Consider the following 25,680-nt stretch of genomic DNA (forward strand, 5'->3'; position numbering starts at 1 on the left):
CGGTGAGGTTGGGCACTAGGGTCTGCGACGTGACACGCGCAGCAGTGGCCGACGCGGCGCGGGCCCTGGCCGCCGAGGGCCTCTTCATCGGTACGGCGGGCAACGTGTCGGTCCGCGAGGGCGACCGGGTCGCCGTGACCGGCACCGGTGTCGTGCTGGGTCGCTGCACGGAGCCCGACGTGACGGTCGTGTCGCTCGACGGCACCGTGCTCGAGGGCGACCTGGTGCCGACCTCGGAGCTCGACCTGCACCTCGGCATCTACGCCGACACCGACGCGGCGGCGGTCGTGCACACGCACGCGCCGTACTCGACCGCGGTGGCCTGCGTCCTCGACGAGCTGCCGGTGCTGCACTACCAGCACCTGGCGCTGGGCGGGGCGACTCGCGTGGCGCCGTACGCGACCTTCGGCACGCCGGACCTGGCGACACACGTCCGCGCGGCACTGGCCGGCCGGCACGCGGCACTGATGGCCAACCACGGGTCGGTCGCCATCGGGTCCAGCCTCGACAAGGCCGTCGAGCACGCGCTGCTGCTGGAGTGGCTGGCCACCCTCCACCACCGCGCGAGCGCGCTCGGGGCGCCCCGCGTCCTCACCGAGGACGAGCAGGCCGACGTGATCGCCCAGGCGATCAGCCGCAACTACGGAACCCAGCAGGAGAACCCCCGTGACTGACATGAAGATCGCCGCCGTCGGCGTCCACGTCCTCGACACCCACGTCATCGGCATCGAGTCGATCCCGGAGGGCTCCGACGGCCAGCTGGTCGAGACGATCCGGATGTCGCCGGCCGGCACCGCCGGAGGCACGGCGGTCGTGCTCAGCCGGCTGGGTGCCGAGGTGTCGTCGTACGGCGCCGTCGGCACCGACCCGATCGGGAGCGTGCTGGTGGGGCTGCTCGGCGCCGAGGGCATCGACGTCTCCGGGCTGGTCCGCAAGGACGAGCACCAGACCTCCGCGTCGGTGATCCCCGTGCGGCCCAACGGCGACCGGCCGGCGTGGCACTGCATCGGCGCCAACGGGGCCTTCACCCTCGACGACCTGCCGCTCCCGTCGCTGGAGGGGATCACGCACCTGCACCTGGGCGGGCCGGAGTTCCTCGGTGGCGAGGCCGCGGGCCAGCTGCTCGCGCACGGCCGCTCGATCGGCGCGGTCACCTCGCTCGACATCCTCGCCCCGGGCGACCCGGACATGCTGGCGTGGATCGCCGACGCGCTGCCGCACACCGACTACCTGCTGCCCAACGACGAGCAGGTGCTGGGCTTCACCGGCGCCGGCTCGCTCGTCGAGGGCGCCCAGGCGCTGGTCGCCGCCGGCGTCGGCTGCGTGGCCGTCACCCAAGGTGCGAAGGGCGCGCTGGTCGTGACGGCCGACGAGGTGATCGAGGTGCCGGCGTACGTCGTGGACGTCGTCGACACCACCGGCTGCGGTGACGCGTTCTCGGCCGGCTTCCTGCGCGGCCTCTCGCTCGGCCGCGACCTCCGGGGTGCCGCCGAGCTGGGCTGCGCGACCGCCGCCCAGGTGGCCGGCGGCCTCAGCACCGACGCCGGCTCGTACGACCTCGCGAAGGTCGAGGCGTTCGCGGGGTCGGCCGAGCGTCGCTAGGAGAGTTTCATCGGCCGACCGATGAAACTCACGCCTGGACGATGAAACTTTGTCGTCCCAGCAGGAGAAACGTCGGCCGACCGATGAAACTCCCGCCGCGGCCTCAGCGGTTCGGCCGAGCCAGGCGATCCAGGAAGGCCACCAGCAGCGCCTCGCGCATCGCGGGCGAGGCGAGGTCGAGCATCGCGTTGACCTCGGCCATCCGGTCGGGCAGCGCGAGGCCCTCGCCACCACCCACGAGGCCGGAGGCGGCGAGCAGGCCGTCGAAGTCGTCGTCGGAGAGCGTGGCCGGGTCGAGGGTCTCGATGAACGCCGCGACGCCCGGGTCGACGCCGACCGGACCGACCGCCACCGCGGCCGCGACGGACTCGGCCAGCGCGGCGAGGAACTCGTCGACGTGGGCGAGGGTGGCGGCGCTGACGGAGAGGTGGACGTTGGGCGGCTGGCCGGCGTACGACATCTGGGGCTGGACGTACCACTCCCGGGTCGCCATCTCGTCGCAGATCGTGAACGCGTCGCAGGTGTCGTCGGTGACGAATGCGACGAGCGTCGAGTCGGGTACGGCGACCAGGGTCAGCTCGGGGATGGCCGCGACGCCGGCGACGATCCGGTCGACGGCCTCGAACACCTCGCGGGTCAGCCGCTCGTAGCCCGCGTCGCCCAGCGACTGGACGACGGCCCAGGCGCCGGCGAGCGGACCGCCCGACTTGGTCGACTGGATGGTCGAGTTGAGCATCGTGTAGCCCGGCCAGTCGGCGTGCGCGAAGTACTGCGGGCGTCGGTGCGCCGGCGAGCGGTGCATCAGGACCGAGGTGCCCTTGGGGGCGTAGGCGTACTTGTGGGTGTCGACCGAGATCGAGGTGACCCCGTCGACGGCGAAGGTCCACGGCGGCACGTCGCGACCGATCCGGGCCGCGAACGGCAGCACCCACCCGCCGATGCAGGCGTCGACGTGGCAGCGGATCCCGCGGGCGGCCGCTGCCGGCGCGACCTCGGTGACGGGGTCGATGACGCCGTGCGCGTACGACGGCGCGGAGACGACCACCAGCACGGTCCGGTCGGGGTCCTCGTCGACGGCGGCCAGCATCGCGGCCGCGTCGGCGCGGAAGTCGGGGCCGACCGGGACCACGACCGCCTCGACGCCGAAGTAGTGCGCGGCCTTGAGGAACGCCGCGTGCACCGTCGACGCGACGACCATCCGCGGCCGCTCGACGTCGGGCCGGCTGTCGCGGGCGCCCTGCACGGCCAGCAGGCACGACTCCGTGCCGCCGGACGTCACGGTCCCGACGGCGTCGGCGGGCGCGTCCAGGAGGTCGGCCGTGTAGCCGACCAGGTCGTTCTCCATCTGCAGCAGGCTCGGGAACGCCGTGGGGTCGAGGCCGTTGGAGCCGGCGTACGCCGCGACCGCCTCGCGCCCGATCCGGTCCACGTCGGGCAGTCCGGAGTCGTAGACGTAGGCGAGGGTCCGGCCGCCGTGGACGGGCAGGTCGGCGGTCTGCATCTCGCGGAGGCGAGCAAGGGCGTCGTCGTCGGTCATGCCGAGACGATCTCATCCGCGGTGCCATCGACTGACGGGGCGTCGAGCGAGTACCTCCGCAACCACCACAGGCTCGCGATGATCAGCACCGCCGGCAGGATCGAGAAGCCGAGCGTGATCGCCGTGAGCGCCGAGTCGGGCTGCGCGACGTCGCCGTCGGTCGAGGACTCGTAGCCGCCGATCGCGAGCACCAGCGCGAAGGCGGCCGGGCCCAGCGCGAGGCCGAGGGTCTCGCCCGCGGTCCAGACGCCGGTGTAGACGCCCGCCCGGTTGGAACCGGTACGCCGGGCGTCCACCGCGGCCGCGTCGGGCAGCATCGCCATCGGGAAGACCTGGCAGCCGGCGTACCCGACACCGACGAGCACGACGGCGAGGTAGACGAGGCCGATCGGAGCCGACTGCGCGGTCACCGCCAGCAGCGCGCCGCAGGCGAGGATCACCGAGCTGGCGACGTACCCGCGCTTCTTGCCGACGCGGGTGCCGATCGCCGACCAGGCAGGGGTGAGCAGCAGCGCAGGGCCGACGAAGCAGACGAAGAGGATGGTGGCGGCGCCGTCCTTGCCAAGCACGTCGGAGGCCAGGTAGTCGACGCCGGCGAGCATGCACCCGGTCGCGAGCGCCTGGATCACGAAGCACGTGAGCAGCCAGCGGAAGTCGCGCGCCTCGGCCACGATCCGCAGCTGGTCGCGCAGGCTGCCGGCGCCCGGCTGCGGTGCGGCGACGGGCGCCCGCCGGGTGCCGACGTAGGCGCCGATGGTGCCGATCGCGATGATCAACGCCATCACCAGGCCCATCACGCGGTAGCCGTCGCGGCCGCCGACCGCGTCGCGGATCGCGGGAGCGGTCGCGCCGGCGAGCATGATCGTGAACGCCAGGATCGCGACCCGCCACGTCATCAGCCGCGTGCGCTCGTCGTACGACGACGTCATCTCGGCGGGCATGGCGACGTACGGCACCTGGAAGAAGGCGTACGCCGTCGCGCAGGCCAGGAACGCGACGAGCACCCACAGCGCCTCGAGGCCGGTCGCCATGTCGGGTGCCGCGAAGAGCAGCGCGAAGGCGACCGCGAGCGCCACGCCGGCCCGCAGCAGCCACGGACGCCGCGGGCCGCGGGCGTCGACGGTCCGGTCGCTGATCCGCCCGGCGATCGGGTTCAGGACGACGTCCCAGGCCTTCGGGACGAACACGATGAAGCCGGCCAGGATCGCGGCGATGCCGAGGCTGTCGGTCAGGTAGGGCAGGAGCATCAGGCCCGGGACGGTGCCGAATGCGCCGGTGGCGACGGAGCCCGAGCCGTAGCCCACCCGGACGCTTCTCGGGAGGGTGTCGGTGGCTGGCATGCCCGGACCCTAGCCGGGTCAGCGGTTGAGCGCGCGCGATCCTGCGGAGGTGTGCCGGCGGCGGGGATTGGTACCGATTGTCCCGGACGGCTCCTCGGCGTCGTCCCACTGCTCGAACCACTCGTCGAGCACCGGCCAGGTGCCGGTGCGGGCACCGCGCCCGGTGAGCAGCCCGAGGTGGCCGCCGGGGACGATCTCGAACCGGACCTCCCGCGTGCCGGTGAGCAGGGGCACGGCCGCGCCGACGGCGGCGACGGGTGCGATCGTGTCGGCGGCGCCGGCGACCAGCAGCGTCGGCGCGGTGACCGACTCGAGCTCGTCCGTGCTGTCGGTGGCGAACCGGTGCAGCAGTCGACCGAACGCGCGTCCGCGGTACGGCGAGGTCGCGGACGCCAGCCGGTCCACGGCCTCGAGCTGCGCCAGCCAGTCGGCGTCGTCGAGGTGGGTCGTCACGGCGGCCGGCCGGGTCACCAGGTGCTGGACGGCGTCGAGCCCGAACGCCCAGCGCACCGCGGGCGCGCTGCCGACCACGCGGGAGGCCACGCCCACCGGCCCGGTCCAGTCGGTGGCGCTGATCAGCGGTCGCACGGGCGCGAGCATCGGCACGGCCGTCACGTCGACCGGCGTGCCCAGCGCGGACACCGAGGCGATCGGCAGGTCGACGTAGCGCGCCGCGGCGTGCAGCGCGAAGGTGCCGCCGAGGCTCCAGCCCACCACGTGCACCGGTCGGCCACCGGCGTGCTCCGACGCGGCCCGCACCGCCGCCGGCAGCACCTCGGCGACCCAGGGATCGATCGTCACGTCGGGGTCGCGGACGTCGACCGGCTCCAGCTCCACGACGTACGCCGGCCGACCGCCCGCGACCAGGTGCTCGACCAGCGAGCAGCCGCGGCGCAGGTCGAAGCAGCCGTCCGGGACCGCGATCGGTGGGACCAGCAGCACGGGCTGACCGCGTCGCGCGACGGCCGGGTCCGGCTCGAGGAGGTGGACGCGGTGCCGCTCGCCCTCCGCGACCACGCGGCGGGGCATCGGCCGCAGGTCGGCGATCCCGCCGCGGCGCACCCGGTGCAGGACGTTGGCCGCGGCCGACAGCACCTGGTCGGGCTTCGGCACGAGGTCCATGTCTCGACGCTACCCGGCGGCGTCCGGGTGGCTACCCCAGCCCGGGCGCGGGTCAGCCGCGCTTGGCCGGGCGCACGCTCTTGCCGTGCGCCTTTCCCAGCGAGCCGAGCTCGGCGAGGAAGCTGTCGGCCCAGGCTGCGACGTCGTGCTCCATCACCTGCTTGCGCATGGCCTTCATCCGCCGGGTGACGTCGCGCGGTTCGGCGCGGCAGGCGTCGAGGAGGGCGGACTTCATGCCGTTGATGTCGTAGGGGTTGATCTGCCAGGCCTGGCGCAGCTCCTCGGCGGCGCCGGCGAACTCCGAGAGCACCAGTGCGCCGTCGTTGTCGAAGCGGCAGGCGACGTACTCCTTCGCGACCAGGTTCATGCCGTCGCGGAACGGCGTGACGACCATGACGTCGGCGGCCCGGTAGAGCGCCGCCATCTCCTCGCGGGGGAAGGACGCATGCAGGTAGCTGATGGCCGGCGAGCCGATCCGGCCCAGGTCGCCGTTGATCCGGCCGACGAGACGGTCGATGTCGTCGCGCAGGATGCGGTACTGCTCGACCTGCTCGCGCGAGGGCGTCGCCACCTGGACGAAGACGGCCTCGCCGACGTCGAGCTCGCCGTCCTCGATCAGCTCGGCGAAGGCACGCAGCCGGGCGTAGATGCCCTTCGTGTAGTCGAGCCGGTCGACGCCGAGGAAGACCTTCTGCGGGTTGCCGAGCTGCTCGCGGATCTCCACCGCGCGCTCCTCGACCTGCTCCGAGCGAGCCAGCTCCTCGAAGCCGGCCGAGTCGATGGAGATCGGGAACGCCGCCGCCTTCACGGTGCGGCCGTCGGGCAGGTAGACGAGGTCGCGGTGGGTCTTGTGACCGACCCGCTGGCGGACCAGGCGGACGAAGTTCTGCGCGGCGCCGCTGAGCTGGAAGCCGACCAGGTCCGCGCCCAGCAGGCCCTCGAGGATCTGCCGACGCCACGGGAGCTGCTGGAAGAGCTCGGTCGGCGGGAAGGGGATGTGCAGGAAGAAGCCGATCCGCAGGTCCGGGCGCAGCTCGCGCAGCATCTGCGGCACCAGCTGCATCTGGTAGTCCTGCACCCACACGGTCGCGCCCTCGGCGGCCTCCTCGGCCGCCCGCTCGGCGAAGCGGCGGTTGACCGCCGAGTAGGAGTTCCACCACTCCCGGTGGAACTCCGGCTTCGCGACCACGTCGTGGTAGAGCGGCCAGAGGGTCGCGTTGGAGAACCCCTCGTAGTGGTCCTCGACCTCGTCGGCGGTCATCGCCATCGGGACCAGGTTCATCCCCTCGTCCTCGAACGGCTCGAGCTCGTCCTCGGTCTCGGTGCCGCCCGGCCAGCCGATCCAGGTGCCCTGGTTGGCCCGCAGGATCGGCTCGATCGCCGTCACCAGGCCGCCGGGGGACTGCCGCCAGCCCTGGGTCCCGTCGGGCAGCGTGACCCGGTCCACGGGCAGCCTGTTCGCCACGATGACCAGGTCAGCCGAGCCAGAAGAAGCCACGTCGCCACCCTAGTGGCGTGGCCAACTCCTAGAACTTCAGGTGCTGGCTCAGGTCGCCGGTCTGGTCGACGAACATGGTGCGGCTGTCGAACCACCACACGTCGTCGATCCGGTGGAACGTGTCGTGGTAGTGCCCGGTGATGATGACCTGCAGCGGCAGCACGTCGGTCGCCTGCGTGACGAGGTAGCTCGTGCGGGCGGTCGCGGTGCCGGCCGCCTCGTCGACGGTGATCCGGGCGTTCGTCGTCAGGTGCTTGGTCTTCGGCGTCCCGGTGTCCTCGTAGATCCGGGTGGCCATGCCGTAGAGGCGGCGTACGCCGTCGCGCCCCTCGAACACCGTCTCCGGCGGGCCGTCCTCCTGGCCGAGGATGCGGCCGTGGGTGAAGAGCTCGGCCACACCGTCGAGGTCGCCGGCGTCGATGCGCTCGGCGTACTCGTAGAGGAGGTTCTCGATGTCGCGCGCGCTGTCGGCCACCGCGACAGCATAGGTTCGCGCCATGCCTGGAGGGTGGGATCTGCCGAGCGTGCTCGCCGACGCGCGCCGCAAGGAGGGGCTCGACGACCTCGGTCCCGGTCCGTTCGAGGAGCCGCTCGGCGTGCTCCTCGACGCGTACGCCGGCGCGGGGCTCAACGAGATGGGCGCGCACCTGCTGCGTGGCGGCGTCGTGCACAGCCTGCGGATGCGGCTGCGGGCGCAGGAGTGGTTCCGCCGCCACCCCGAGATCGCGGACGAGCAGGTCGTCGACCCGGTCGTCGTGGTCGGCATGATGCGCAGCGGCACGACCCTGCTGCAACGGCTGCTCGCCGCGGACGCCCGCTTCCGCTGTGCCCGGGGCTGGGAGGTCGTCGAGGTGGCGCCGCCGCTCGACCTCGACTGGGACGCCGAGGACCCGCGCATCGCCCAGGCCCTGGCGCGCGAGGAGCAGTCACGCCAGTGGGTGCCCGACCTCTACGCGATCCACCCGATGTACGCACTCGAGGCCGAGGAGGAGATCGTCTTCCTCGCCGACGCGTTCCTCTCGCACGTGCCCGAGTCGGGCGCACACGTGCCGGCGTACCGCTCCTGGATCGACACCCAGGACTTCGCCCCGGCGTACGACCACCTCCACCGGATGCTCCAGCTGCTCCAGTGGCAGCAGAAGCGGCGTGGGCTCGATGCCCCGAGGGAGGCAGGGCGGTGGGTGCTCAAGACCCCGGCCCACCTCGGCTACCTCGACGACCTCCGCGCGCGGTTCCCCGGGCTGCACGTCGTGCACCTGCACCGCGACCCGGTCGAGACGATCGCGTCCGGCGCGAGCCTCAACGCCACCCTGCACGCGATGCACGCCGACACCGTCGACCTGCACCGGATCGGTGCGGAGTGGATCGAGCGGATGGGTTGGACGAACGACCGGGCCCTCGCCACCCGTGCCGCGTGGGGTGAGGACCCGGTCGTGACCGACCTGGAGTTCGCGGACGCCGTCGCCGACCCGGTCGGCCAGGTGGCCCGGGTGTACGACGCGGTCGGGCTCGACCTCACCAACGACGCCGAGGCGGCGATGCGCGACTGGCTGCAGCGGCGACCGCGCGAGACGGGACGCCCCGACTACACGCCGGAGACCTACGGGCTCACCGCCGAGCAGATCCGCGAGCGCTTCTCCGGTGGTGGTGTCGAGGCTCAGCGCTAGCGCGCCTCACACCTCAACCACCACCTGCGGGACACCCCACGTTCACGGACGGCTGCAACGATCCGCGTCGCCCGGACATGAGGAGACATGAGGTCGTTTCGGGGTGCCCCGCTGCTCGCCGCACTGTCCCTGGTGGTGTGGCTGGTCGTCGTGCTCGCCCTGGTGCAGCCGACCTTCGTCGACATCCGGGTCTACCGCGCCGAGGGGCGGGCGCTGCTCGACGGGCTGGACCTCTACGGCCCGCTCGCCGGCATCACCAGCGTCAACACGTACCCGCCGTTCGCCGCCCTCGTCTTCGTGCCGACCGCGTGGGCCTCGCTCGCGACGGTGAAGGCGGCGTCGGTCGTCGTCAACCTGGTCCTGCTCGTCGTCGTCGCGCGGCTGTCGCTCCGCCTGGTCGGCGGGCCGGTCACGGCGACGGCCACCCTGCTCCTCGCGGCCGTCGCGCTGTGGAGCGAGCCGGTCACCACGACGTTGCTCTACGGACAGGTCAACCTCGCGCTGCTGGCTCTGGTGCTCTGGGACGCGACCCGCCCACCGGAGTCGCGGCTGCGCGGGATCGGGTTCGGGCTCGCGGCCGCGATCAAGGTGACGCCCGCACTGCTGGTGGTCTACCTCGCGCTGACCGGTCGGGTGCGGGCCGCGGCTGTCGCGACGGCGACTTTCGGGGCGACGCTCGTGCTCACCGCCCTCGTCGATGTGCACGCCACCTGGGCCTACTGGACCGGCCACCTCTTCGACGTCGGCCGCATGGGCCGGCTCGAGAACTCCGTCAACCAGTCCCTGCGCGGCTGGCTGGTCCGGGCGCACCACGCGCGCGACGTACCGCCAGCCGAGCTGCTGCTCGTGCTCCTCGTCCTGGTCGCCGGTCTCGCCTGTGCCGTGGTGGCCCACCGTCGTCTCGGCGACGCCTGGGGGCTGCCGGCCGCCGCGGTGACCGGCCTGCTCGTCTCGCCGATCTCGTGGAGCCACCACTGGGTGTGGTGCGTGCCGGTCCTGGCGCTGCTGTGGTGCCAGGCCCGGGTGTGGGTGCTGCCGATGCTGCTCGTCTTCTGGTCGTACGCCGTGTGGCTGGTGCCGCACGGCGACGGGGTCGAGCTGCACCTGAGCGCGCCGGAGGTGGCGGCCTCGGGGTGGTACGTCGTCCTCGGACTCGGCTTCCTCGTGCTCAGCATCTTCAAGGGCAGCGCCGTAGCCTCGGCCCGTGCCGCCCCGCTCGCCGTTGCCGACCCGCCACGGGTTGAGCGCCGCGTGGGTGCGCACGCCTGACCGGGACCGGGCCGGGTCCTGGACGACGATGGGGTCCTGGCTGCGCGAACGGCTCGGGCCGCGCGTCGACGTCGAGCGGCTGCTGGTCGAGGAGCGGTTCGTCTACGACGACCTGCGGGCGGTGCGCGAGGACGATCCCTATGTCCTGCACACGTTCGTCTGGTTCCACCGCGACCTGCCCGACGAGGTCGAGGTGCCGGGCGACCTGCCGGTGGTGCACCGCGACGAGCGGCTCGTCGTGGTCGACAAGCCGGCGTTCCTCTCCACGATCCCGCGCGGCGAGCACGTCCTCCAGAGCGTCGTCGTCCGGATGCGGGCCGAGCTCGGCCTGCCCGAGCTGTCGTCGCTGCACCGCCTCGACCGGGTGACGTCGGGGGTGCTGATGCTGGCGACCGAGCGTCGGTGGCGGGCGCCGTACCAGGTGCTCTTCGAGCGCGGCGAGGTGCGCAAGACCTACCGTGCGTTGGCGCCGTGGCACCCCGACCTCACCTTCCCGGTCACGGTCCGCAACCACATCGCCAAGGAGCGCGGGGCCTGGCGGGCCGAGGTGGTGCCGGGTGCGCCGGTCAACGCCGAGACCGAGATCGACGTCGAGTCGCGCGTCGGCGACCTCGCGGTCTACCGCCTGCTCCCGCGCACCGGCCGCACCCACCAGCTCCGGCTGCACCTCCACGGCCTCGGCATCCCGATCGTCGACGACCCGCTCTACCCCGAGGTCCTCGACGTCGCCCTCGACGACTTCAGTCGGCCCCTCCAGCTGCTCGCGAGCGAGCTGGCGTTCACCGACCCGGTCGACGGCACGGAGCGCCGCTTCGTGAGCGGGCGAAGCTTCCCTCTCTAGAGGGCAGGGCGGACCTGCTCCATTGCCTGCTGCGTGAGCGCGCCGAGGCGTCGTACGTCGTGGGGGCCGGCCGCCTCCGTCCACACGGCCAGCGCGGCGAACACCGCGCCCGCCAGCACCTCGGCACGCACGGCCGCGTCCAGGTCGCCGGCTCCGCGCTCGCGCAGGATCACGCGGAGCTCGGCGGCCATCGCGCCCTGCCGATCGCGGAAGACCCGCTCGATCCGCGCGGGGCTGAGCAGCTCGGTGCGGAGTCGGGCGATCTCGGCCAGCAGCTGCGGGTCGGTGGGAGCGGAGCCCAGGGCGACCAGGACGGAGCGCACCAGGTCCTCGTCGGCGGGACGCTCGCGCATCGCGGCCGCGAACCACGCGACCCGGTCGGCCACATCGCCGAAGAGCACCTCGTCCTTGGTCGCGAAGTGACGGTAGAACGTCCGCTCGGTGACGCCGACCTCGGCCGCAATCGCCGGGACGCTGGCCGACTCGAACCCGTCGGCGACGAAGTGCCGCAGCGCGACCTCGCGCAAGGCATTGCGCGTCCGCTCGGACTTCGACATGCTGGCCATTATGTCAGAACTGACATTTTCCGGGAACCCGGTGGCGACCGACGAGCAGCACGCCCACGAGCTGGCCGCGCTGGCGCTGGTCGAGCACCCGACCGTGCGTGCGGCCTACCGCGACGTCGCCGAGACCTGGCTCGGCCGGGCGAAGGCGTCCGACGCGATGCGCGAGCGCTTCGAGGCGGCGTACGAGGAGGTGATGTTCTCCGCGGCGGTCTGGTCCTCGAACCAGGACCCGCTGCGGCCGAAGGTCACCACGATCACCCGGCTCGAGCACGAGGTCGACGGTCGTCGGATCCCCGGTACCCGGTGGGGGATCGACAACCCCGACACCGTCTACCGGGTCGTCCCCGTCTCCGGCGACGAGCGCTACGTCATCCGCGGCCGCGTCGGCGAGCACCGGATGACCGAGAACTACTTCACGCTCTGGGACGCCCACATGGGCACCGTCGACGTGCTCGACGGCCGCCGGATGCACGTCGAGGACGACGGGTCCTTCACGATCACCGTCGACTCCTCGCCGGCCGATGGCCGGCCCAACCACGTGCAGTCGTCACCGGCCGCGCACGAGCTCTACGTCCGCGACGTCCTGCTGGACTGGGGTCGCGACGACCCGAACGCGTTCACCATCGAGCGGCTCGGCGGTCCGCCGGCCACGCCCGCGCTCTCGCTCGACGAGCAGGCCGAGGCGACCGCCCGGATGATGGCGCACTTCGCGAACTTCACCGGCAAGCTCAGCCACGGCATGTACAAGGCCCCCGAGAATCACTTCTCGCTCGCCTGGTCGGCCGACCACACCGGCGCGATGCGCCACCAGGTGTACGTCGCCGGGCGGTTCGTGCTCGCGCCGGACGAGGCCTTCGTGGTCGACGTCAGCGACGGGGGAGCGGAGTACTTCACCGTCCCGCTCTCCAACATCTGGGGCACCACGCTCGACGTGCTCGACCGCACGGGCAGCCTCAACAAGGCGCAGTCGCTGGCCAACGAGGACGGCACCTACACCTACCTCGTCGCCGCGCAGGACCCCGGCGTGCACAACTGGGTCGACACCGACGGCCTGCTGGAGGGGATCCTCACGCTGCGGATGGCGGAGTTCCCCGACGGCGGCGCGCGGCCGGACCTGTCGGCGCGCGGCCGGGTGGTCAAGCTCGACCGGCTCGACGCCGAGCTGCCGGACGTCCCGCGCGTGACGCCCGACGAGCGTGCGGACCAGCTCGCCGCACGCCGGACGGCGTACCTCCGTCGCCTTCCGGAGGTGACCTCATGAGCCGCTGGCTGGTCACGGGCTGCTCGACCGGCCTCGGCCGCGAGATCGCCGTCGCCGCGCTGGACGCCGGTCACCAGGTCGTAGTGACGGCGCGCAGGGTGGCGGACATCGAGGACCTGGCGGGGCGCGACGGCGCGATCGCGGTACCCCTCGACGTCACCGACCGCGCGCAGATCGACGCGGCCGTCGCTGCGGCGTACGACGCATTCGGGGGCATCGACGTGCTGGTCAACAACGCCGGCTACGGCTACCTCTCGGCGGTCGAGGAGGGCGACGATGCCGAGGTGCGCCGCCTCTTCGACACCAACTACTTCGGCGTCGTCGACACCCTCAAGGCGGTGCTCCCGGGCATGCGCGCGCAGGGCAGCGGCCACGTCGTCAACATCTCCTCCATGACCGGCCTGGTCGCCAACCCGCCCAACGCCTACTACTCGTCCACGAAGTTCGCCCTCGAGGCGCTGACCGAGGCGCTGGCCAAGGAGGTCGGCCCGCTCGGCATCAAGGTCACCGCGATCGAGCCGGGCGCGTTCCGCACCGACTGGGCGAAGCGCTCGATGCACGAGGCGTCCGCGCCGATCGAGGCGTACGCCGCCGACGTCGGGGCCCGCAAGGAGCTGATCCGGGCGTTCGCCGACCACCTGCCGGGCGACCCGCGCAAGGTCGGGGAGGCCGTCGTCATGGTCGCCGCGCTCGACGACCCGCCGCTGCGGCTGCTGCTCGGCCGCGACGTGCTCCAGGCCGCCCGCGCCAAGCTCGCCGAGATGAGCGCCTCGATCGACGAGTGGGAGCAGGTCACGGTGGGGACGGACCTGTGACCGGCCTGCCGACCGCCGCCGACGTGCTCGACGGCATCGACCTGACCGGGCGGACCGCGCTGGTCACCGGTGGCTACTCGGGCATCGGCGTCGAGGTCGTGCGCGCGCTGGCCGGTGCCGGCGCCCACGTGCTCGCCCCGGCCCGCCGGCCCGGCAAGGCCGCGGAGGCGCTGGCCGGCGTCGCGGGCGTCGAGATCGGCGAGCTCGACCTCGCCGACCAGGACAGCGTCGCGGCGTACGCCGACCAGGTGCTGGTCACCGGCCGTCCGCTCGACCTGGTGATCGGCAACGCGGGGGTGATGGCCTGCCCGGAGACCCGGGTGGGCGACGGGTGGGAGCTCCAGCTCGCGACCAACCACCTGGGCCACTACGCACTGGTCAACCGCGTGTGGCCAGCGGTCGCCGAGGGCGGCCGCGTCGTCAGCGTCTCGTCGACCGGCCACCACCTCTCGGACATCCGGTGGGACGACCCGTGGTTCGCGACCGGCTACGACAAGTGGCTTGCCTACGGGCAGTCCAAGACGGCCAACGTGCTCTTCGCCGTGCACCTCGACCGGCTGGCGCGCGACCGGGTGCGGGCGTTCTCGCTGCACCCGGGCGCGATCATCACCCCGCTCGGTCGGCACCTGGTGGCCGAGGACCTCGAGGACGTCGAGATCCCGGACTTCCGCTCCCCGGAGCAGGGTGCGGCGACGGCGGTCTGGGCGGCGACCTCGCCGGCGCTCGACGGCCGGGGCGGTCTCTACCTGGAGGACTGCGGGGTCGCCGAGGTGGTCCCGCCCGGGCCGCAGACGACGTCCGGCGTGAAGGACTACGCGGTCGACCCGGCGGCGGCCGCCCGGCTCTGGGCGTGGTCGGCCGAGGTCACCGGCGTCGACGCCTTCGCCTGAGGGAGTCGGGCTGGCCCGACACCAGGTGTCGGGCTGGCAGGATCGCGGGGGAGTGCCGTGATTCCTAGCGTTGAACCCATGACGGAGACCCTGACCTTGTCCACCGCGATGCCCGCCCCGACGCCGGCGGCGACGCGTCCCCACGGCGTACGCCGGGTGCTCTACGAGAGTGCCTACTGCCTGTCCGCGTTCCCGATCGCGCTGGTCGCGTTCGTCGTCGTGATCGTCGACCTGTCGCTGGGCCTCGCGCTCGCGATCTTCATCGGCGGCATCCTGCTGATCTCGGTCGGCATCATGGTCGCCCGCGGGTTCGCCCGGTTCGAGCGGATCCGGCTGCGCGGCATGCTCGGGCGCGAGGCGCCGACGCCGCACTACGTCTGCGCGCCGTCGGGTGCCGGCTTCTGGCGCCGGTCGCTGACCCCGCTCAAGGACGCGCAGTCCTGGCTCGACGTCGTCTGGGCCCTGGTCGGCCTGGTCACCGGGACGTTCGCGTTCGGCGTCACCCTCGTGTGGTGGGTGGCGGCGGGGACCGGCCTCACGTACTGGTTCTGGCAGCACTGGGTCCCGGCCGGCGACGACGAGGAGGGCCTGGCCTCGCTGCTCGGGTTCGGCACCGGTCGGACCCCGGAGAGCCTGGCCAACCTGGCGCTCGGCGCGATCCTCCTGTTCACGCTGCCGTTCGCCGTCCGGCTCGTCACGACGATCCACGCCAGCCTGGCCTGGGTGCTGCTGAGCAGCCGGGCCGACCTCCAGCACGAGGTGGCGCGCGTCGAGGACAGCCGGGACGCGGCCCGGGTCGCGGAGGCCGAGTCGATGCGCCGCCTCGAGCGCGACATCCACGACGGCCCCCAGCAGCGGCTGGTCCGGCTGACCATGGACCTCGGTCGCGCCAAGAAGCAGGTCGCCGAGGACCCCGAGCGGGCCGCCGCGACCATCGACGACGCGTTGACCCAGGCCCGCGAGACGGTGGCGGAGCTGCGCTCGCTGAGCCGCGGCATCGCCCCACCGCTGCTGGTCGACCGCGGCCTGGCGGCGGCGCTGGAGGAGATGCTGGCGCAGAGCCCGGTCCCGGTCGAGTCGCGCATCGACGTACCGACCCAGCTGCCGCCGCACGTCGAGACCGCCGTCTACTTCGTGGTCGCGGAGTCGCTGACCAACGTCGCCAAGCACGCCGCTGCGGCGGCGGTCACGGTGTCGGTCGTGGCGGGTGAGCGCGAGGTCGAGGTGCGGGTCGAGGACGACGGCGTCGGTGGCGCCCACCCGGCCAAGGGGCTGGGCCTCGCCGGTCTGCGGCAGCGGCTCGCCGCCGTCGACGGCACCCTGGAGATCAGCTCCCCGGAGTGGCACGGCACCGTCGTGGACGCGAGGATCCCCCTGTGAGGACAGCACTGTGAGGGTTGTCGTCGCGGACGACTCGCTGCTGCTGCGCGAGGGGCTCCAGCTGCTGCTCGTCGAGGCCGGCCACGAGGTGGTCGGCTCGGTGGCGGACGGGCCGTCCTTCGTCTCGGCGGTGCTGGCCGAGCGACCCGACCTCGGCATCGTCGACGTGCGGATGCCGCCCAGCCACACCGACGAGGGGCTCCGGGCCGCCGTCGACGTACGGCGCACCTGGCCGGAGGCGCGGCTGCTGGTGCTCTCGCAGTACGTCGAGGTGTCCTACGCCGACGACCTGCTCGCCACCGGCGACGGCGGCGTCGGCTACCTCCTCAAGGACCGGGTCAGCGACCTCGACGACTTCCTCGGCGCCGTGCAGACGGTCGCGGCGGGTGGCACCGTGCTCGACCCGATGGTCGTGCGCCAGCTGATGGGGCGGCACCGCGACCCCCTCGCCGACCTGACGCCGCGCGAGCGCGAGGTGCTCTCGCTGATGGCCGAGGGCCGGTCCAACGCGGCCATCGCCGACGCGCTGTCGGTGTCGCTCGGCGGCGTCGAGAAGCACACGCAGCGGATCTTCGCGAAGCTCGGGCTCTCGCCCGACGACGACGCCGCGCACCGCCGGGTCTCGGCGGTCCTTCAGTTCCTCAGGGGAAGCTGACGCCGACCTGCGCCCGCAGGTCGTCCATCTGCCGCAGCAGCGTCAGCGTCTGCGCGTGCGGCACCAGCGGGCTCTCGCGCAGCCCGGCGCGCAGGCAGCGGCCGACCTCGGCGATCTCGTTGCCGTAGCCCTGGCCGATCACCGGCTCCTCGCCGAGCACCTCGACCGGCTCGCCGGGCTCGACGACCCAGCTGCCCGGCCCCTCGACGTACGGCGTGAAGACGGCCTTGCTCGGGTGGTGGAAGTCGTCGAAGTGGATCCGCCCCTGGTCGGTCGCGATCTCGGCGCGCCGCGACGAGTACGACGTCATCGAGGCGGTCAGCGTCGCGAGCGCACCAGTGGGGTAGCGGCCGACGACCGCGACGTCGAGGTCGATCCCGCGGTCGGAGAGGTCGGCGGTCGCGGTCAGCTGCTCGGCCTCACCGAGCAGGAGGTGGGCGATCGTGAGGGGGTAGATGCCCATGTCCAGCAGGGCGGACGCGCCCAGCGCCGGGTCGAGCATCCGGTCGTCCGGGCCGGCGTCGACGCGGAAGCCGAGCTCCGCGTGCAGGTGCCGCGGCCGCCCGAACTCGCCCGCCGCCAGCCGGGTCCGCAGCTCGCGGATCACCGGGTGGCAGGCCGTCCACATGGCCTCCATCAGGAACCGGTCGTGCTCGCCGGCCAGCCGCACCATCTCCTCGGCGTCGGCCGTGTCGAGGGTGACCGGCTTCTCGCAGAGCACGTGCTTGCCGGCCTCGAAGCAGAGCCGCGCGTTGTCGAGGTGGAAGGCATGTGGCGTCGCGACGTAGATGACGTCGACGTCCGGGTCGGCCACCAGCTCCTCGTAGGAGCCGTACGGCACTCCTCCGTGCTCGGCCGCGAACGCCTCCGCGCTCTCGAGCCGGCGCGACCCGACCGCGACGAGGCGGGCGTCCGGGACCCGGGCGAGGTCACGGGCGAAGGTCTGGGCGATCTTGCCGGTCGCCAGGATGCCCCAGCGGATGTCGCCGTCGATGTGGTCAGCCATGGGCCCGACCCTACTGAGCACGACTCGCCGCCCGGGCGAATCACATCGATGTGGTTCGACACCTATAGTGAGTGATATGGATGCCGTGAACTCACTTCCCGGCGACGCCGGCGAGGCGACGTCGCTCCTCAGCGACCGCGACCGCGACATCCTCGAGTTCGAGCGGCAGTGGTGGAAGTACGCCGGCGCCAAGGAGACCGCGGTGCGCGAGCAGTTCGACATGTCGTCGACGCGCTACTACCAGGTCCTCAACGCCCTGATCGACCGTCCCGAGGCGCTCGAGGCCGACCCGCTGCTGGTCCGCCGCCTGCGCCGGCTGCGGGCGGCCCGCCAGCGGCAGCGCTCCGCGCGACGACTCGGCTTCGAGGTCTGAGATGGCCCGCAACCAGAGGGGGGCGGTCTTCCCGTCCCCGGTCGTGATCCTCAGCGTCCTCGCGGTGGCGATGGCCGGCGTCGCGTTCGTCGCGACCCGCGGCTCGGAGCCGACCGAGCGCGAGGTCACCACGGTGGTCAAGGAGCAGCAGCCGAGCCCCTCGGGTGACGGAGCACCGTCCGCGACGTACAGCCCGAGCGCGAAGCCCAAGCCGAAGCCGGTCGTCCAGCGCGACAAGGTCTACGTCGAGGTCTACAACAACTCCGGCATCACCGGGCTCGCGGGCCAGGTCGCCGACCAGGCCGCCGACATCGGGTGGAAGGTCGTCGGGTCGGACAACTGGTACGGCACCATCCCGGGCACGACCGTCTACTACCCGCAGAAGCTCAAGGCCGCGGCGAAGAAGCTGGCGCTCGACCTGGGCATCCAGCGCACCGCGCCCGCCGTCGACCCGATGCGGCGCGACCGGCTGACGCTGATCCTGACCGAGCCGCTGGGCTGACCGCGGACTGAGCGGTTCGCCACATTTCGGTGACCGGTCGTCCGCGCCCGGCGCCGTGATGGTTGGGTGGAGCCATGGAGTTCACCTCCACCGACGGGGAGCGGCGCTACGCCGAGCTGGTGCGTGTGGCGAGCCGGGCCGTGGTCGGCCTGGACTTCGACGGCACGCTGTCACCGATCGTCGACGACCCCGAGCGGGCGCACATCCACGACGACGCGCCCGACGTGCTGCTCGACCTGGCCCGTGAGGTGGGCGCGGTCGCGGTGATCACCGGCCGCCCGGCGCGTCAGGTGCTCGACCTCGGCGGTCTCGAGGAGGTCGGCGAGGCGCTGGCGAACGCCGACGCCGACCTCTACGTCTTCGGCCAGTACGGCAACGAGCGCTGGTCCTCCCACCAGCGCCGGATCATGTCGCCGCGGCCGCCGCGCGGCCTCGCGTCGTTCGAGCGCGAGCTGACCGGCGTGCTGCGGCGCGCGGACGCCGCCGACGCCTGGGTCGAGGACAAGGGTCTCGCCGTCGCCGTCCACACCCGTCGGCTCCCCGATGCCGACGCCGCCTTCCAGCGGCTGCTGCCGCTGATCCGCGACCTGGCGAGCAACCACGACCTGATCACCGAGCCCGGCCGCAACGTGATCGAGGTGCGCTCGTCGGGCATGCACAAGGGGCTCGCCGTACGCACCCTCGTCGACGAGCTCGACGCCGGAGGCTTCCTCTTCGCGGGCGACGACCTCGGCGACATGGAGGCCTTCGAGGCGGTCGCCGAGCTGCGCGAGGCCGGCATGCCCACCCTCCTGGTCTGCTCCGCCTCGTCCGAGGAGAGCGCGCTCGTCCCGCTCTCCGACGTGGTCGTCAAGGGCCCCGACGGCGTCCTCGACCTGCTGCGCCAGCTCACCGCCGACGCGCGAATTTCGGGATAGCCAGCAACAATCCGGCCCTTTCACGCCGCTCTGAAGGGCCGAAACGTAGCTGGCTACCCCGGCGTGTTCGCCCAGAGTGAACTGGAGCCCCTCTCCGGAACACCGCGCCGCTCCCGGAAGTTGAGTCGCTATCACTCAATCTTCCAGAGCTTCGAGAGGGAGGGCGTTCGCATGACCGCCACCAGGCTTCCCGTTCTGTTCGTCTCCGACCTCGTCGTGCTGCCCGGGATGGTCGTCCCGCTCGCGCTCGACGAGTCCTCCCAGGCCGCCATCGACGCGGCCCGGGCGGGTTCCGACAACCAGGTCCTCGTCGCCCCGCGGCTCGAGGACCGCTACGCGTCGTACGGCGTGATCGCGACCGTCGACCGTGTCGGCCGCTTCAGCGGCGGCAGCCCCGCCGCCGTGCTCAAGGCCGGCAGCCGCGGCCGGATCGGCTCCGGCGTCACCGGCCCCGGCGCGGCCCTGTGGGTCGAGGTCGAGCCGGTCGAGGACGTCGTCACCGACCACGCCACGGAGCTGGCCGAGGAGTACAAGCGGCTCGTCGTCGCCGTGCTGCAGCGTCGCGAGGCGTGGCAGATCATCGACCAGGTGCACCAGATGTCCGACCCGAGCGCGATCGCGGACGCGGCCGGCTACGCGCCGTACCTCTCCGACGACCGCAAGCGCGAGCTCCTGGAGAACCCCGACCTCGAGTCGCGGCTCGAGACGCTCATCGCCTGGACCCGCGACCACCTCGCCGAGTCCGAGCTCACCGACAAGATCGGCGAGGACGTCCGCGAGGGCATGGAGAAGCAGCAGCGCGAGTACCTCCTGCGCCAGCAGCTCGCCGCCATCCGCAAGGAGCTCGGCGAGGGCGAGCCCGAGGGTGCTGAGGACTACCGCACCCGCGTCGAGTCCGCCGACCTGCCCGAGGCGGTCCGCGAGGCCGCGCTCAAGGAGGTCGACAAGCTCGAGCGCTCCAGCGAGCAGAACCCCGAGGCCGCCTGGATCCGGACCTGGCTCGACACCGTGCTCGAGCTGCCGTGGGGCGTCACGACCGAGGACGTCAACGACGTCGCGGCCGCGCGCGCCATCCTCGACGCCGACCACCACGGCCTCGACGAGGTCAAGGAGCGGATCGTCGAGTACCTCGCCGTGCGCGCCCGCCGCGCCGAGCGCGGCCTGCAGGTCGTCGGCGGCCGTGGCTCCGGCGCGGTGGTGCTGCTCGCCGGACCTCCCGGCGTCGGCAAGACCTCGCTCGGCGAGTCCGTCGCGCGCTCGCTCGGCCGCAAGTTCGTCCGGGTCGCCCTCGGCGGCGTGCGCGACGAGGCCGAGATCCGCGGGCACCGGCGCACGTACGTCGGCGCGCTGCCCGGCCGGATCGTGCGGGCCATCAAGGAGTCCGGCTCGATGAACCCGGTCGTGCTGCTCGACGAGGTCGACAAGGTCGGCAGCGACTACCGGGGCGACCCGGCTGCGGCCCTGCTCGAGGTGCTCGACCCGGCGCAGAACCACACGTTCCGCGACCACTACCTCGAGCTCGACCTGGACCTCTCCGACGTGCTCTTCATCGCCACCGCCAACGTGGTCGAGCAGATCCCGTCGGCGCTGCTGGACCGGATGGAGCTGGTGACCCTCGACGGCTACACCGAGGACGACAAGGTCGCCATCGCCCGCGACTTCCTGCTCCCGCGCCAGCTGGAGCGGGCCGCCCTGACCGCCGACGAGGTGAGCGTCACCGACGCCGCCCTGCGTGAGATGGCCGCCAACTACACCCGCGAGGCCGGCGTACGCCAGATGGAGCGCCTGCTCGCCAAGGCGCTGCGCAAGGCGGCGACCCGGCTGGCGACCGGCGCGACCGACGTCGACGTCGACGTGGCCGACCTCAAGGACCTGGTCGGGCGCCCGCGGTTCACCCCGGAGGCGCACGAGCGTACGTCGGTCCCCGGCGTCGCGACCGGCCTCGCCGTGACCGGCCTCGGCGGCGACGTCCTCTTCATCGAGGCGTCCGCGTCGGAGGGCAAGGCGGGTCTCACGCTGACCGGTCAGCTCGGCGACGTGATGAAGGAGTCGGCGCAGATCGCGCTGTCCTTCGTCCGGGCGCACGCGGCTGACCTCGGCGTGGAGCCGTCGTTCTTCGAGAAGGCGATCCACGTGCACGTGCCGGCCGGCGCGACGCCCAAGGACGGACCGTCCGCGGGCATCACCATGGTCACGGCGCTGACGTCGCTGGCCACCGGCCGTCCGGTGCGCTCCGAGGTCGGCATGACCGGCGAGGTCACCCTCAACGGCCGGGTGCTGCCGATCGGCGGGCTCAAGCAGAAGCTGCTCGCCGCCCAGCGCAACGGCCTGACCGAGGTGTTCGTGCCGCAGCGCAACGAGCCCGACCTGGACGACGTGCCCGCCGACGTCCTGGAGGCGCTCACCGTCAACGTCGTGGGTGATGTCATGGACGTCGTCCGCGGTGCGCTCGAGCCGGCAGTGGAGGCGGCCACCGCCGCAGCCTGACCCGACCGACGACGTACGCCGTCCGTCTCGCTCATGTCCCACATCTCGGAACCGATGTGCACATGGTGAGACGGGCGGCGTACTGTCCTTCTCAGCTCATCAAGAGGGACAGAGGGATACGGCCCTGTGAAGTCCCGGCAACCGCCGCGAGCCTCCGCCGCCCGGAACATCGGGATGCGGTTCGCGGAGACGGTGCCAATTCCGTCCGGCGCGACCGTCGCAGCCGGAGAAGATGAGAAGGAGGCCTTCATGAGCGCTGTAGTAGCAGAAAAGACCACCCTGCGGGCGGGCGCGTTCGGCAACGCGACCCACCTCGCCTGTCGCGAGTGCGGCCACCAGGTCGACCTCGGCCCCTTCTACGCCTGTCCGGAGTGCTTCGGGCCGCTGGAGGTCGCCTACGAGTTCGGCGAGGTCACCCGCGAGCAGATCGAGGCCGGACCCGCCAACATCTGGCGCTACCAGGCGCTGCTCCCGGTGCCCACCGACATCCAGGAGAGCCCCAACACCGAGCCCGGCTTCACCCGGCTGCTCAAGGCCGACAACCTCGCCGCCGAGCTGGGCATCGCGAACCTCTGGGTGAAGGACGACTCGACCAACCCCACCAACTCGTTCAAGGACCGGGTCGTGGCGTGCGCGCTCAGCGCCGCCCGCGAGCTCGGCGCGAAGGTCTTCGCCTGCCCCTCGACCGGCAACCTCGCGAACGCCGTGGCCGCCGCCGGCGCCCGGGCCGGGATCAAGACCGTGGTCTTCATCCCGAGCAACCTGGAGCAGCCGAAGCAGGTCAACTCCGCCGTCTTCACCGAGTCGCTGGTCGCCGTCAACGGCAACTACGACGACGTCAACAAGCTCGCCTCCGAGATCGCGGGCGAGGAGGACGGCTGGGCGTTCGTCAACGTCAACGTCCGCCCGTTCTACGCCGAGGGCTCCAAGACCCTGGGCTTCGAGATCGCCGAGCAGCTCGGCTGGCGGCTGCCCGACCAGATCGTCATCCCGGTCGCCTCCGGCTCGCAGCTGACGAAGGTGCACAAGGCCTTCCAGGAGCTGATCAAGCTCGGCCTCGTCGAGGACAAGCCCTACCGCGTCTTCGGTGCCCAGGCCGCCGGCTGCTCGCCGGTCTCGGTCGCCTACAAGGCGGGCGTCGACGCGATCCGTCCGGTCAAGCCCGACACGATCGCCAAGAGCCTGGCCATCGGGAACCCCGCCGACGGCATCTACGTCCTCGACATCTGCCGCGAGACCGGCGGTGCCGTCGAGGACGTGACCGACGACGAGGTGCGCGACGGCATCGTGCTGCTGGCCCGCACCGAGGGCATCTTCACCGAGACCGCCGGCGGCACGACCGTCGCCGTCCTGAAGAAGCTCACCGAGTCGGGCCAGCTCGACACGTCGCTCGAGACCGTCGTCATCAACACCGGCCACGGCCTGAAGACCCTCGACGCGGTCTCCGGCTCGGTCGGCCCCGCCGCGACCATCGAACCGTCGTACGCCGCCTTCGCCGCCACCGGCATCGCCTGATCGAGGAGAGTCCCAGCACATGAGCGTGTCCGTCCGGATCCCGACCATCCTGCGCACCTACACCGGGGGCGACTCCGAGGTCAGCGCCAACGGCGCGACCCTGGCCGAGGTGCTCGACGACCTCGACGGGAGCTTCAGCGGCATCAAGGGCCGGATCCTCGACGAGTCGGGCGCACTGCGGCGCTTCGTGAACGTGTACGTCGACAACGACGACGTGCGCTTCCTCGACAACCTGGACACCCCCACCCCCGACGGCACCCAGATCTCGGTCATCCCGGCCGTCGCGGGAGGCTGAGCGTCACAGCTGCGATCGGCGCTCGATGAGGTGGGCGCGCTCGGCGAGGTTGCCGCAGCGCCCGATGGCCTCGTCGTACGCCGTGCGGGCGTCGTCGAGGCGACCCAGCCGGGAGAGCAGCTCGGCGCGGGTGGCGGGCAGCCGGTGGCTGGGGAGCGTCAGTCCGTCCAGCACCTCGAGCCCGGCCGCCGGGCCGGACGCCTCGGCGACGGCCACCGCGCGGTTGAGCCGCACGACCGGTGAGCCGGTGAGCGCCTCGAGCTCCTCGTAGCGCAGCACGATCCGGTCCCACGCCGTCGCGGCCGACGACGGTGCGACGGCGTGCTCGGCGGCGATCAGCGCCTGGAGCAGGTACGGCGAGGCGGGCCGGTCGACGAGCGGCCGCAGGAGCTCGACGGCCTCGGTGATGTCGGCGAGGTGCCAGCGCGAGCGATCCTGGTCGGGGAGCAGCACGAGCTGCCCGTCGACGGCCCGGGCGTCGCGCCGCGAGTGCTGCAAGAGCATCAGTGCGAGCAGGGAGTCGACCTCGACATCGGCGTACGGGATCACCGAGCGCAGCACCCGCACCAGCCGGATCGCCTCGCCGGCGACGTCGGAGCGCAGCACGTCGGAGCCCGAGCCGGGCGCGTAGCCCGTCGTGAACGCCAGGTAGGCGACGCCGGTGACCGTCGCGACCCGGGGTGCCAGGTCGGACGGGATCGTGAACGACTCCCCGGCCAGCCGCTTGCGGGCCCGGGTCAGCCGCGCGGCCATGGTCGGCGTGGGGACCAGGAAGAGGCGGGCGATGTCCTCGGTCGGCACGCCGAGGACCAGCCGCAGCGTGAGCGCCGCCGCCGACTCCGGTGCCAGCGACGGGTGCGCGCAGAGCAGCACGAGTCGCAGCCGCTCGTCCTGGACGGGCTCGCCGGCATCGGCCATGAACGCCTGCGCCTCCTCCTGGACGGTCGCCTCGACGGCGAGCAGCGGCAGCTTCCGGGCCGCCACCGCCTCCGAGCGCAGCCGGTCGACGACCCGGCGCCGCGCCGCGGTGAGCAACCACGCCGGTGGGTTGTCCGGTACGACGTCCCACGTGCGCGCCGCCGCCTCGAACGCGTCGGCCAGGCCGTCCTCGGCGAGGTCGAGGCGTCGGAACTGGGCGACGAGCAGCGCCAGCAACCGGCCCCACTCGTCGCGCAGCAGCGACTCGAGCGGGCTCAGACCTCGACCTCGAGCGTCGGGCGGACCTCGATCGTGTACTCCGGCGGCAGCAGCCGCGCCGCCTCCAGGGCATCGTCGAAGGTCGGCAGGTCGATGAGGTAGAAGCCGCCCAGCTGCTCGACGGTCTCGGCGTACGGGCCGTCGGTGACGGCCCGCTCCGGGCCGGGTCGCACCGTGCGCGCCGTCTCCGGCTCGTGGAGCGCGTCCCCGGCCAGGATCGACCCACGCTCACGCACCATCGCCGAGAAGGCGCGGTAGGCCGCGAACGCCCGCTCGCGCTCGGCCTCGTCGGCCCGGTCCCACCTGGCGAAGTGGTCGGGCTCGGTCAGCAGCACCAGGAACCTCATCCGGTCGGCCCCTCCGCGTCGCCGACCGCGGCCCGGACCTCGACGGCACCCTCGGCGTCGGCCAGGATGCCGACCACCTCGAGCAGGTCGTCCAGGTCGTCGGTGTCGACGACGTAGTAGCCGGTGAGCTGCTCGACGGTCTCGGCGTACGGCCCGTCGGTCACCACGACCCCGTCGGAGCCGCGGCGCACGACCCGGGCCTCGCGCGAGTGCGTGAGCTCGGCCCCGCCGGTGATGGTGTGGCCGCGCTCGCCGAGCACCCGGGCGAACTCCCCGTGCTTGGCGTACGTGGCGGCCCGCTGCTCCTCGGACGCGGACTCCCAGGTGTCCTCGTTGCCCGGCAGCAGGACGACATATGTGCTCATGGCGGTTCCTCTCGTGGTCCCCGAGGGGGTGCGGTCGAGTCTGGCACCGAGATGACGCGCGGCGGCGAGGCAAATCGACAGCAGGTGCTTGACACGCCCGGGAGCAGGCAGCACAGTGGGAAGTGGGAACGCTCCCACACGCCACCGACTGACGAGGGGTGGACCGCGCGATGGCCTCGGAACGACGTGGTGGGAGTGCCCGGCCCGAGCGGCGGTTCGCGGCCGGGCCCCGT

At 72.6% G+C, this 25,680-nt stretch carries 26 protein-coding genes and 1 riboswitch; of the genes, 16 read left to right on the forward strand and 10 right to left on the reverse strand.

Features of this window, described 5'->3' with window-relative positions:
- The first annotated feature begins 29 nt into the window (after positions 1-29).
- The gene (locus ACFPYL_RS15240; RefSeq protein ID WP_379155894.1) at positions 30-674 is read left to right on the forward strand and encodes a class II aldolase/adducin family protein; all 645 of its coding nucleotides are present in this window, start codon (positions 30-32) and stop codon (positions 672-674) included.
- 1 nt (position 675) lies between these two features.
- Positions 676-1,602: a carbohydrate kinase family protein gene (locus tag ACFPYL_RS15245; RefSeq protein ID WP_379156857.1), complete on the forward strand. Its 927-nt coding sequence runs from the start codon at positions 676-678 to the stop codon at positions 1,600-1,602.
- 103 nt (positions 1,603-1,705) lie between these two features.
- Here the strand turns inward: ACFPYL_RS15245 and ACFPYL_RS15250 are convergent, their stop codons facing one another.
- From ACFPYL_RS15250 to ACFPYL_RS15270, 5 genes are read right to left on the reverse strand one after another with little or no spacing between them, the layout of a single operon-like run.
- Positions 1,706-3,139: a pyridoxal phosphate-dependent decarboxylase family protein gene (locus tag ACFPYL_RS15250; RefSeq protein WP_379155896.1), complete on the reverse strand. Its 1,434-nt coding sequence runs from the start codon at positions 3,137-3,139 to the stop codon at positions 1,706-1,708.
- A complete protein-coding gene (locus tag ACFPYL_RS15255) occupies positions 3,136-4,479 on the reverse strand; it encodes an MFS transporter (protein WP_379155899.1) in 1,344 nt (447 codons plus the stop codon). The genes ACFPYL_RS15250 and ACFPYL_RS15255 overlap by 4 nt, the downstream gene beginning before the upstream one ends.
- 18 nt (positions 4,480-4,497) lie before the next feature.
- Positions 4,498-5,601, reverse strand: a complete 1,104-nt coding sequence (locus tag ACFPYL_RS15260; RefSeq protein ID WP_379155902.1) for an alpha/beta fold hydrolase — start codon at positions 5,599-5,601, stop codon at positions 4,498-4,500.
- A 52-nt stretch (positions 5,602-5,653) separates the two neighbouring features.
- Entirely contained in the window at positions 5,654-7,099 is a 1,446-nt protein-coding gene (locus tag ACFPYL_RS15265) for an alpha,alpha-trehalose-phosphate synthase (UDP-forming) (protein WP_379155905.1), read from the reverse strand.
- Between the two features lie 28 nt (positions 7,100-7,127).
- The gene (locus ACFPYL_RS15270; protein ID WP_379155907.1) at positions 7,128-7,574 is read right to left on the reverse strand and encodes a nuclear transport factor 2 family protein; all 447 of its coding nucleotides are present in this window, start codon (positions 7,572-7,574) and stop codon (positions 7,128-7,130) included.
- A gap of 22 nt (positions 7,575-7,596) precedes the next feature.
- Here ACFPYL_RS15270 and ACFPYL_RS15275 point away from each other — a divergent pair, with 22 nt between their 5' ends.
- The 3 genes from ACFPYL_RS15275 to ACFPYL_RS15285 all read left to right on the forward strand — a co-directional run bounded on the left by ACFPYL_RS15275 (position 7,597) and on the right by ACFPYL_RS15285 (position 10,876).
- Positions 7,597-8,766, forward strand: a complete 1,170-nt coding sequence (locus ACFPYL_RS15275; protein WP_379155909.1) for a sulfotransferase family protein — start codon at positions 7,597-7,599, stop codon at positions 8,764-8,766.
- Positions 8,767-8,853: 87 nt separating this feature from the next.
- On the forward strand, positions 8,854-10,035 hold the full coding sequence (locus ACFPYL_RS15280) for a glycosyltransferase 87 family protein (protein ID WP_379155911.1): 1,182 nt from the start codon (positions 8,854-8,856) through the stop codon (positions 10,033-10,035).
- Positions 10,036-10,063: 28 nt separating this feature from the next.
- On the forward strand, positions 10,064-10,876 hold the full coding sequence (locus tag ACFPYL_RS15285) for a pseudouridine synthase (protein WP_379156860.1): 813 nt from the start codon (positions 10,064-10,066) through the stop codon (positions 10,874-10,876).
- On the opposite strand, the gene ACFPYL_RS15290 is transcribed toward ACFPYL_RS15285, so the two are convergent.
- Complete coding sequence (locus tag ACFPYL_RS15290; RefSeq protein WP_379155912.1) at positions 10,873-11,433, reverse strand: TetR/AcrR family transcriptional regulator; 561 nt, start codon at positions 11,431-11,433, stop codon at positions 10,873-10,875. The two genes, ACFPYL_RS15285 and ACFPYL_RS15290, sit on opposite strands and share 4 nt — an antisense overlap.
- A gap of 40 nt (positions 11,434-11,473) precedes the next feature.
- On the opposite strand from ACFPYL_RS15290, the gene ACFPYL_RS15295 reads away from it, so the two are divergent.
- The 5 genes from ACFPYL_RS15295 to ACFPYL_RS15315 all read left to right on the forward strand — a co-directional run bounded on the left by ACFPYL_RS15295 (position 11,474) and on the right by ACFPYL_RS15315 (position 16,443).
- Complete coding sequence (locus ACFPYL_RS15295) at positions 11,474-12,703, forward strand: hypothetical protein (protein ID WP_379155914.1); 1,230 nt, start codon at positions 11,474-11,476, stop codon at positions 12,701-12,703.
- Positions 12,700-13,518 (forward strand): oxidoreductase, encoded by an 819-nt coding sequence (locus ACFPYL_RS15300; protein WP_379155916.1) that lies wholly within the window; start codon positions 12,700-12,702, stop codon positions 13,516-13,518. Before ACFPYL_RS15295 ends, ACFPYL_RS15300 begins: the two co-directional genes overlap by 4 nt.
- Positions 13,515-14,408 (forward strand): oxidoreductase, encoded by an 894-nt coding sequence (locus ACFPYL_RS15305; RefSeq protein WP_379155918.1) that lies wholly within the window; start codon positions 13,515-13,517, stop codon positions 14,406-14,408. Before ACFPYL_RS15300 ends, ACFPYL_RS15305 begins: the two co-directional genes overlap by 4 nt.
- A gap of 78 nt (positions 14,409-14,486) precedes the next feature.
- Positions 14,487-15,788 carry a sensor histidine kinase gene (locus ACFPYL_RS15310; RefSeq protein WP_379155920.1) on the forward strand — a complete coding sequence of 434 codons (1,302 nt, stop codon included), beginning with the start codon at positions 14,487-14,489 and terminating at the stop codon, positions 15,786-15,788.
- 10 nt (positions 15,789-15,798) lie between these two features.
- On the forward strand, positions 15,799-16,443 hold the full coding sequence (locus ACFPYL_RS15315) for a LuxR C-terminal-related transcriptional regulator (RefSeq protein ID WP_379155923.1): 645 nt from the start codon (positions 15,799-15,801) through the stop codon (positions 16,441-16,443).
- Here the strand turns inward: ACFPYL_RS15315 and ACFPYL_RS15320 are convergent.
- Complete coding sequence (locus ACFPYL_RS15320) at positions 16,430-17,449, reverse strand: Gfo/Idh/MocA family protein (RefSeq protein ID WP_379155926.1); 1,020 nt, start codon at positions 17,447-17,449, stop codon at positions 16,430-16,432. The two genes, ACFPYL_RS15315 and ACFPYL_RS15320, sit on opposite strands and share 14 nt — an antisense overlap.
- Before the next feature lie 76 nt (positions 17,450-17,525).
- Between ACFPYL_RS15320 and ACFPYL_RS15325 the strand changes: the two genes are divergently transcribed.
- The 6 genes from ACFPYL_RS15325 to ACFPYL_RS15350 all read left to right on the forward strand — a co-directional run bounded on the left by ACFPYL_RS15325 (position 17,526) and on the right by ACFPYL_RS15350 (position 23,538).
- Complete coding sequence (locus ACFPYL_RS15325; protein WP_379155928.1) at positions 17,526-17,822, forward strand: DUF3263 domain-containing protein; 297 nt, start codon at positions 17,526-17,528, stop codon at positions 17,820-17,822.
- Between the two features lies 1 nt (position 17,823).
- Positions 17,824-18,324 carry a LytR C-terminal domain-containing protein gene (locus ACFPYL_RS15330; RefSeq protein WP_379155931.1) on the forward strand — a complete coding sequence of 167 codons (501 nt, stop codon included), beginning with the start codon at positions 17,824-17,826 and terminating at the stop codon, positions 18,322-18,324.
- Between the two features lie 74 nt (positions 18,325-18,398).
- Entirely contained in the window at positions 18,399-19,241 is an 843-nt protein-coding gene (gene otsB / locus ACFPYL_RS15335; RefSeq protein ID WP_379155934.1) for a trehalose-phosphatase, read from the forward strand.
- A gap of 171 nt (positions 19,242-19,412) precedes the next feature.
- A complete protein-coding gene (lon, locus tag ACFPYL_RS15340; protein WP_379155936.1) occupies positions 19,413-21,728 on the forward strand; it encodes an endopeptidase La in 2,316 nt (771 codons plus the stop codon).
- Between the two features lie 93 nt (positions 21,729-21,821).
- Positions 21,822-21,967: riboswitch (SAM riboswitch) on the forward strand.
- 10 nt (positions 21,968-21,977) lie between these two features.
- Positions 21,978-23,243, forward strand: coding sequence for a threonine synthase (gene thrC / locus ACFPYL_RS15345; RefSeq protein WP_379155939.1), 1,266 nt, complete (start codon positions 21,978-21,980; stop codon positions 23,241-23,243).
- Between the two features lie 19 nt (positions 23,244-23,262).
- Positions 23,263-23,538 (forward strand): MoaD/ThiS family protein, encoded by a 276-nt coding sequence (locus tag ACFPYL_RS15350; RefSeq protein ID WP_379155942.1) that lies wholly within the window; start codon positions 23,263-23,265, stop codon positions 23,536-23,538.
- A 3-nt stretch (positions 23,539-23,541) separates the two neighbouring features.
- Here the strand turns inward: ACFPYL_RS15350 and ACFPYL_RS15355 are convergent, their stop codons facing one another.
- The 3 genes from ACFPYL_RS15355 to ACFPYL_RS15365 are packed head-to-tail and all read right to left on the reverse strand — an operon-like array spanning position 23,542 to position 25,447.
- On the reverse strand, positions 23,542-24,693 hold the full coding sequence (locus tag ACFPYL_RS15355) for an RNA polymerase sigma factor (protein WP_379155945.1): 1,152 nt from the start codon (positions 24,691-24,693) through the stop codon (positions 23,542-23,544).
- Positions 24,694-24,731: 38 nt separating this feature from the next.
- Entirely contained in the window at positions 24,732-25,082 is a 351-nt protein-coding gene (locus tag ACFPYL_RS15360; RefSeq protein WP_379155948.1) for a YciI family protein, read from the reverse strand.
- A complete protein-coding gene (locus ACFPYL_RS15365) occupies positions 25,079-25,447 on the reverse strand; it encodes a YciI family protein (RefSeq protein WP_379155951.1) in 369 nt (122 codons plus the stop codon). The genes ACFPYL_RS15360 and ACFPYL_RS15365 overlap by 4 nt, the downstream gene beginning before the upstream one ends.
- Positions 25,448-25,680 lie beyond the last annotated feature (233 nt).

It is taken from the genome of Nocardioides hankookensis (assembly GCF_042658885.1).
GTDB lineage: Bacteria > Actinomycetota > Actinomycetes > Propionibacteriales > Nocardioidaceae > Nocardioides > Nocardioides hankookensis.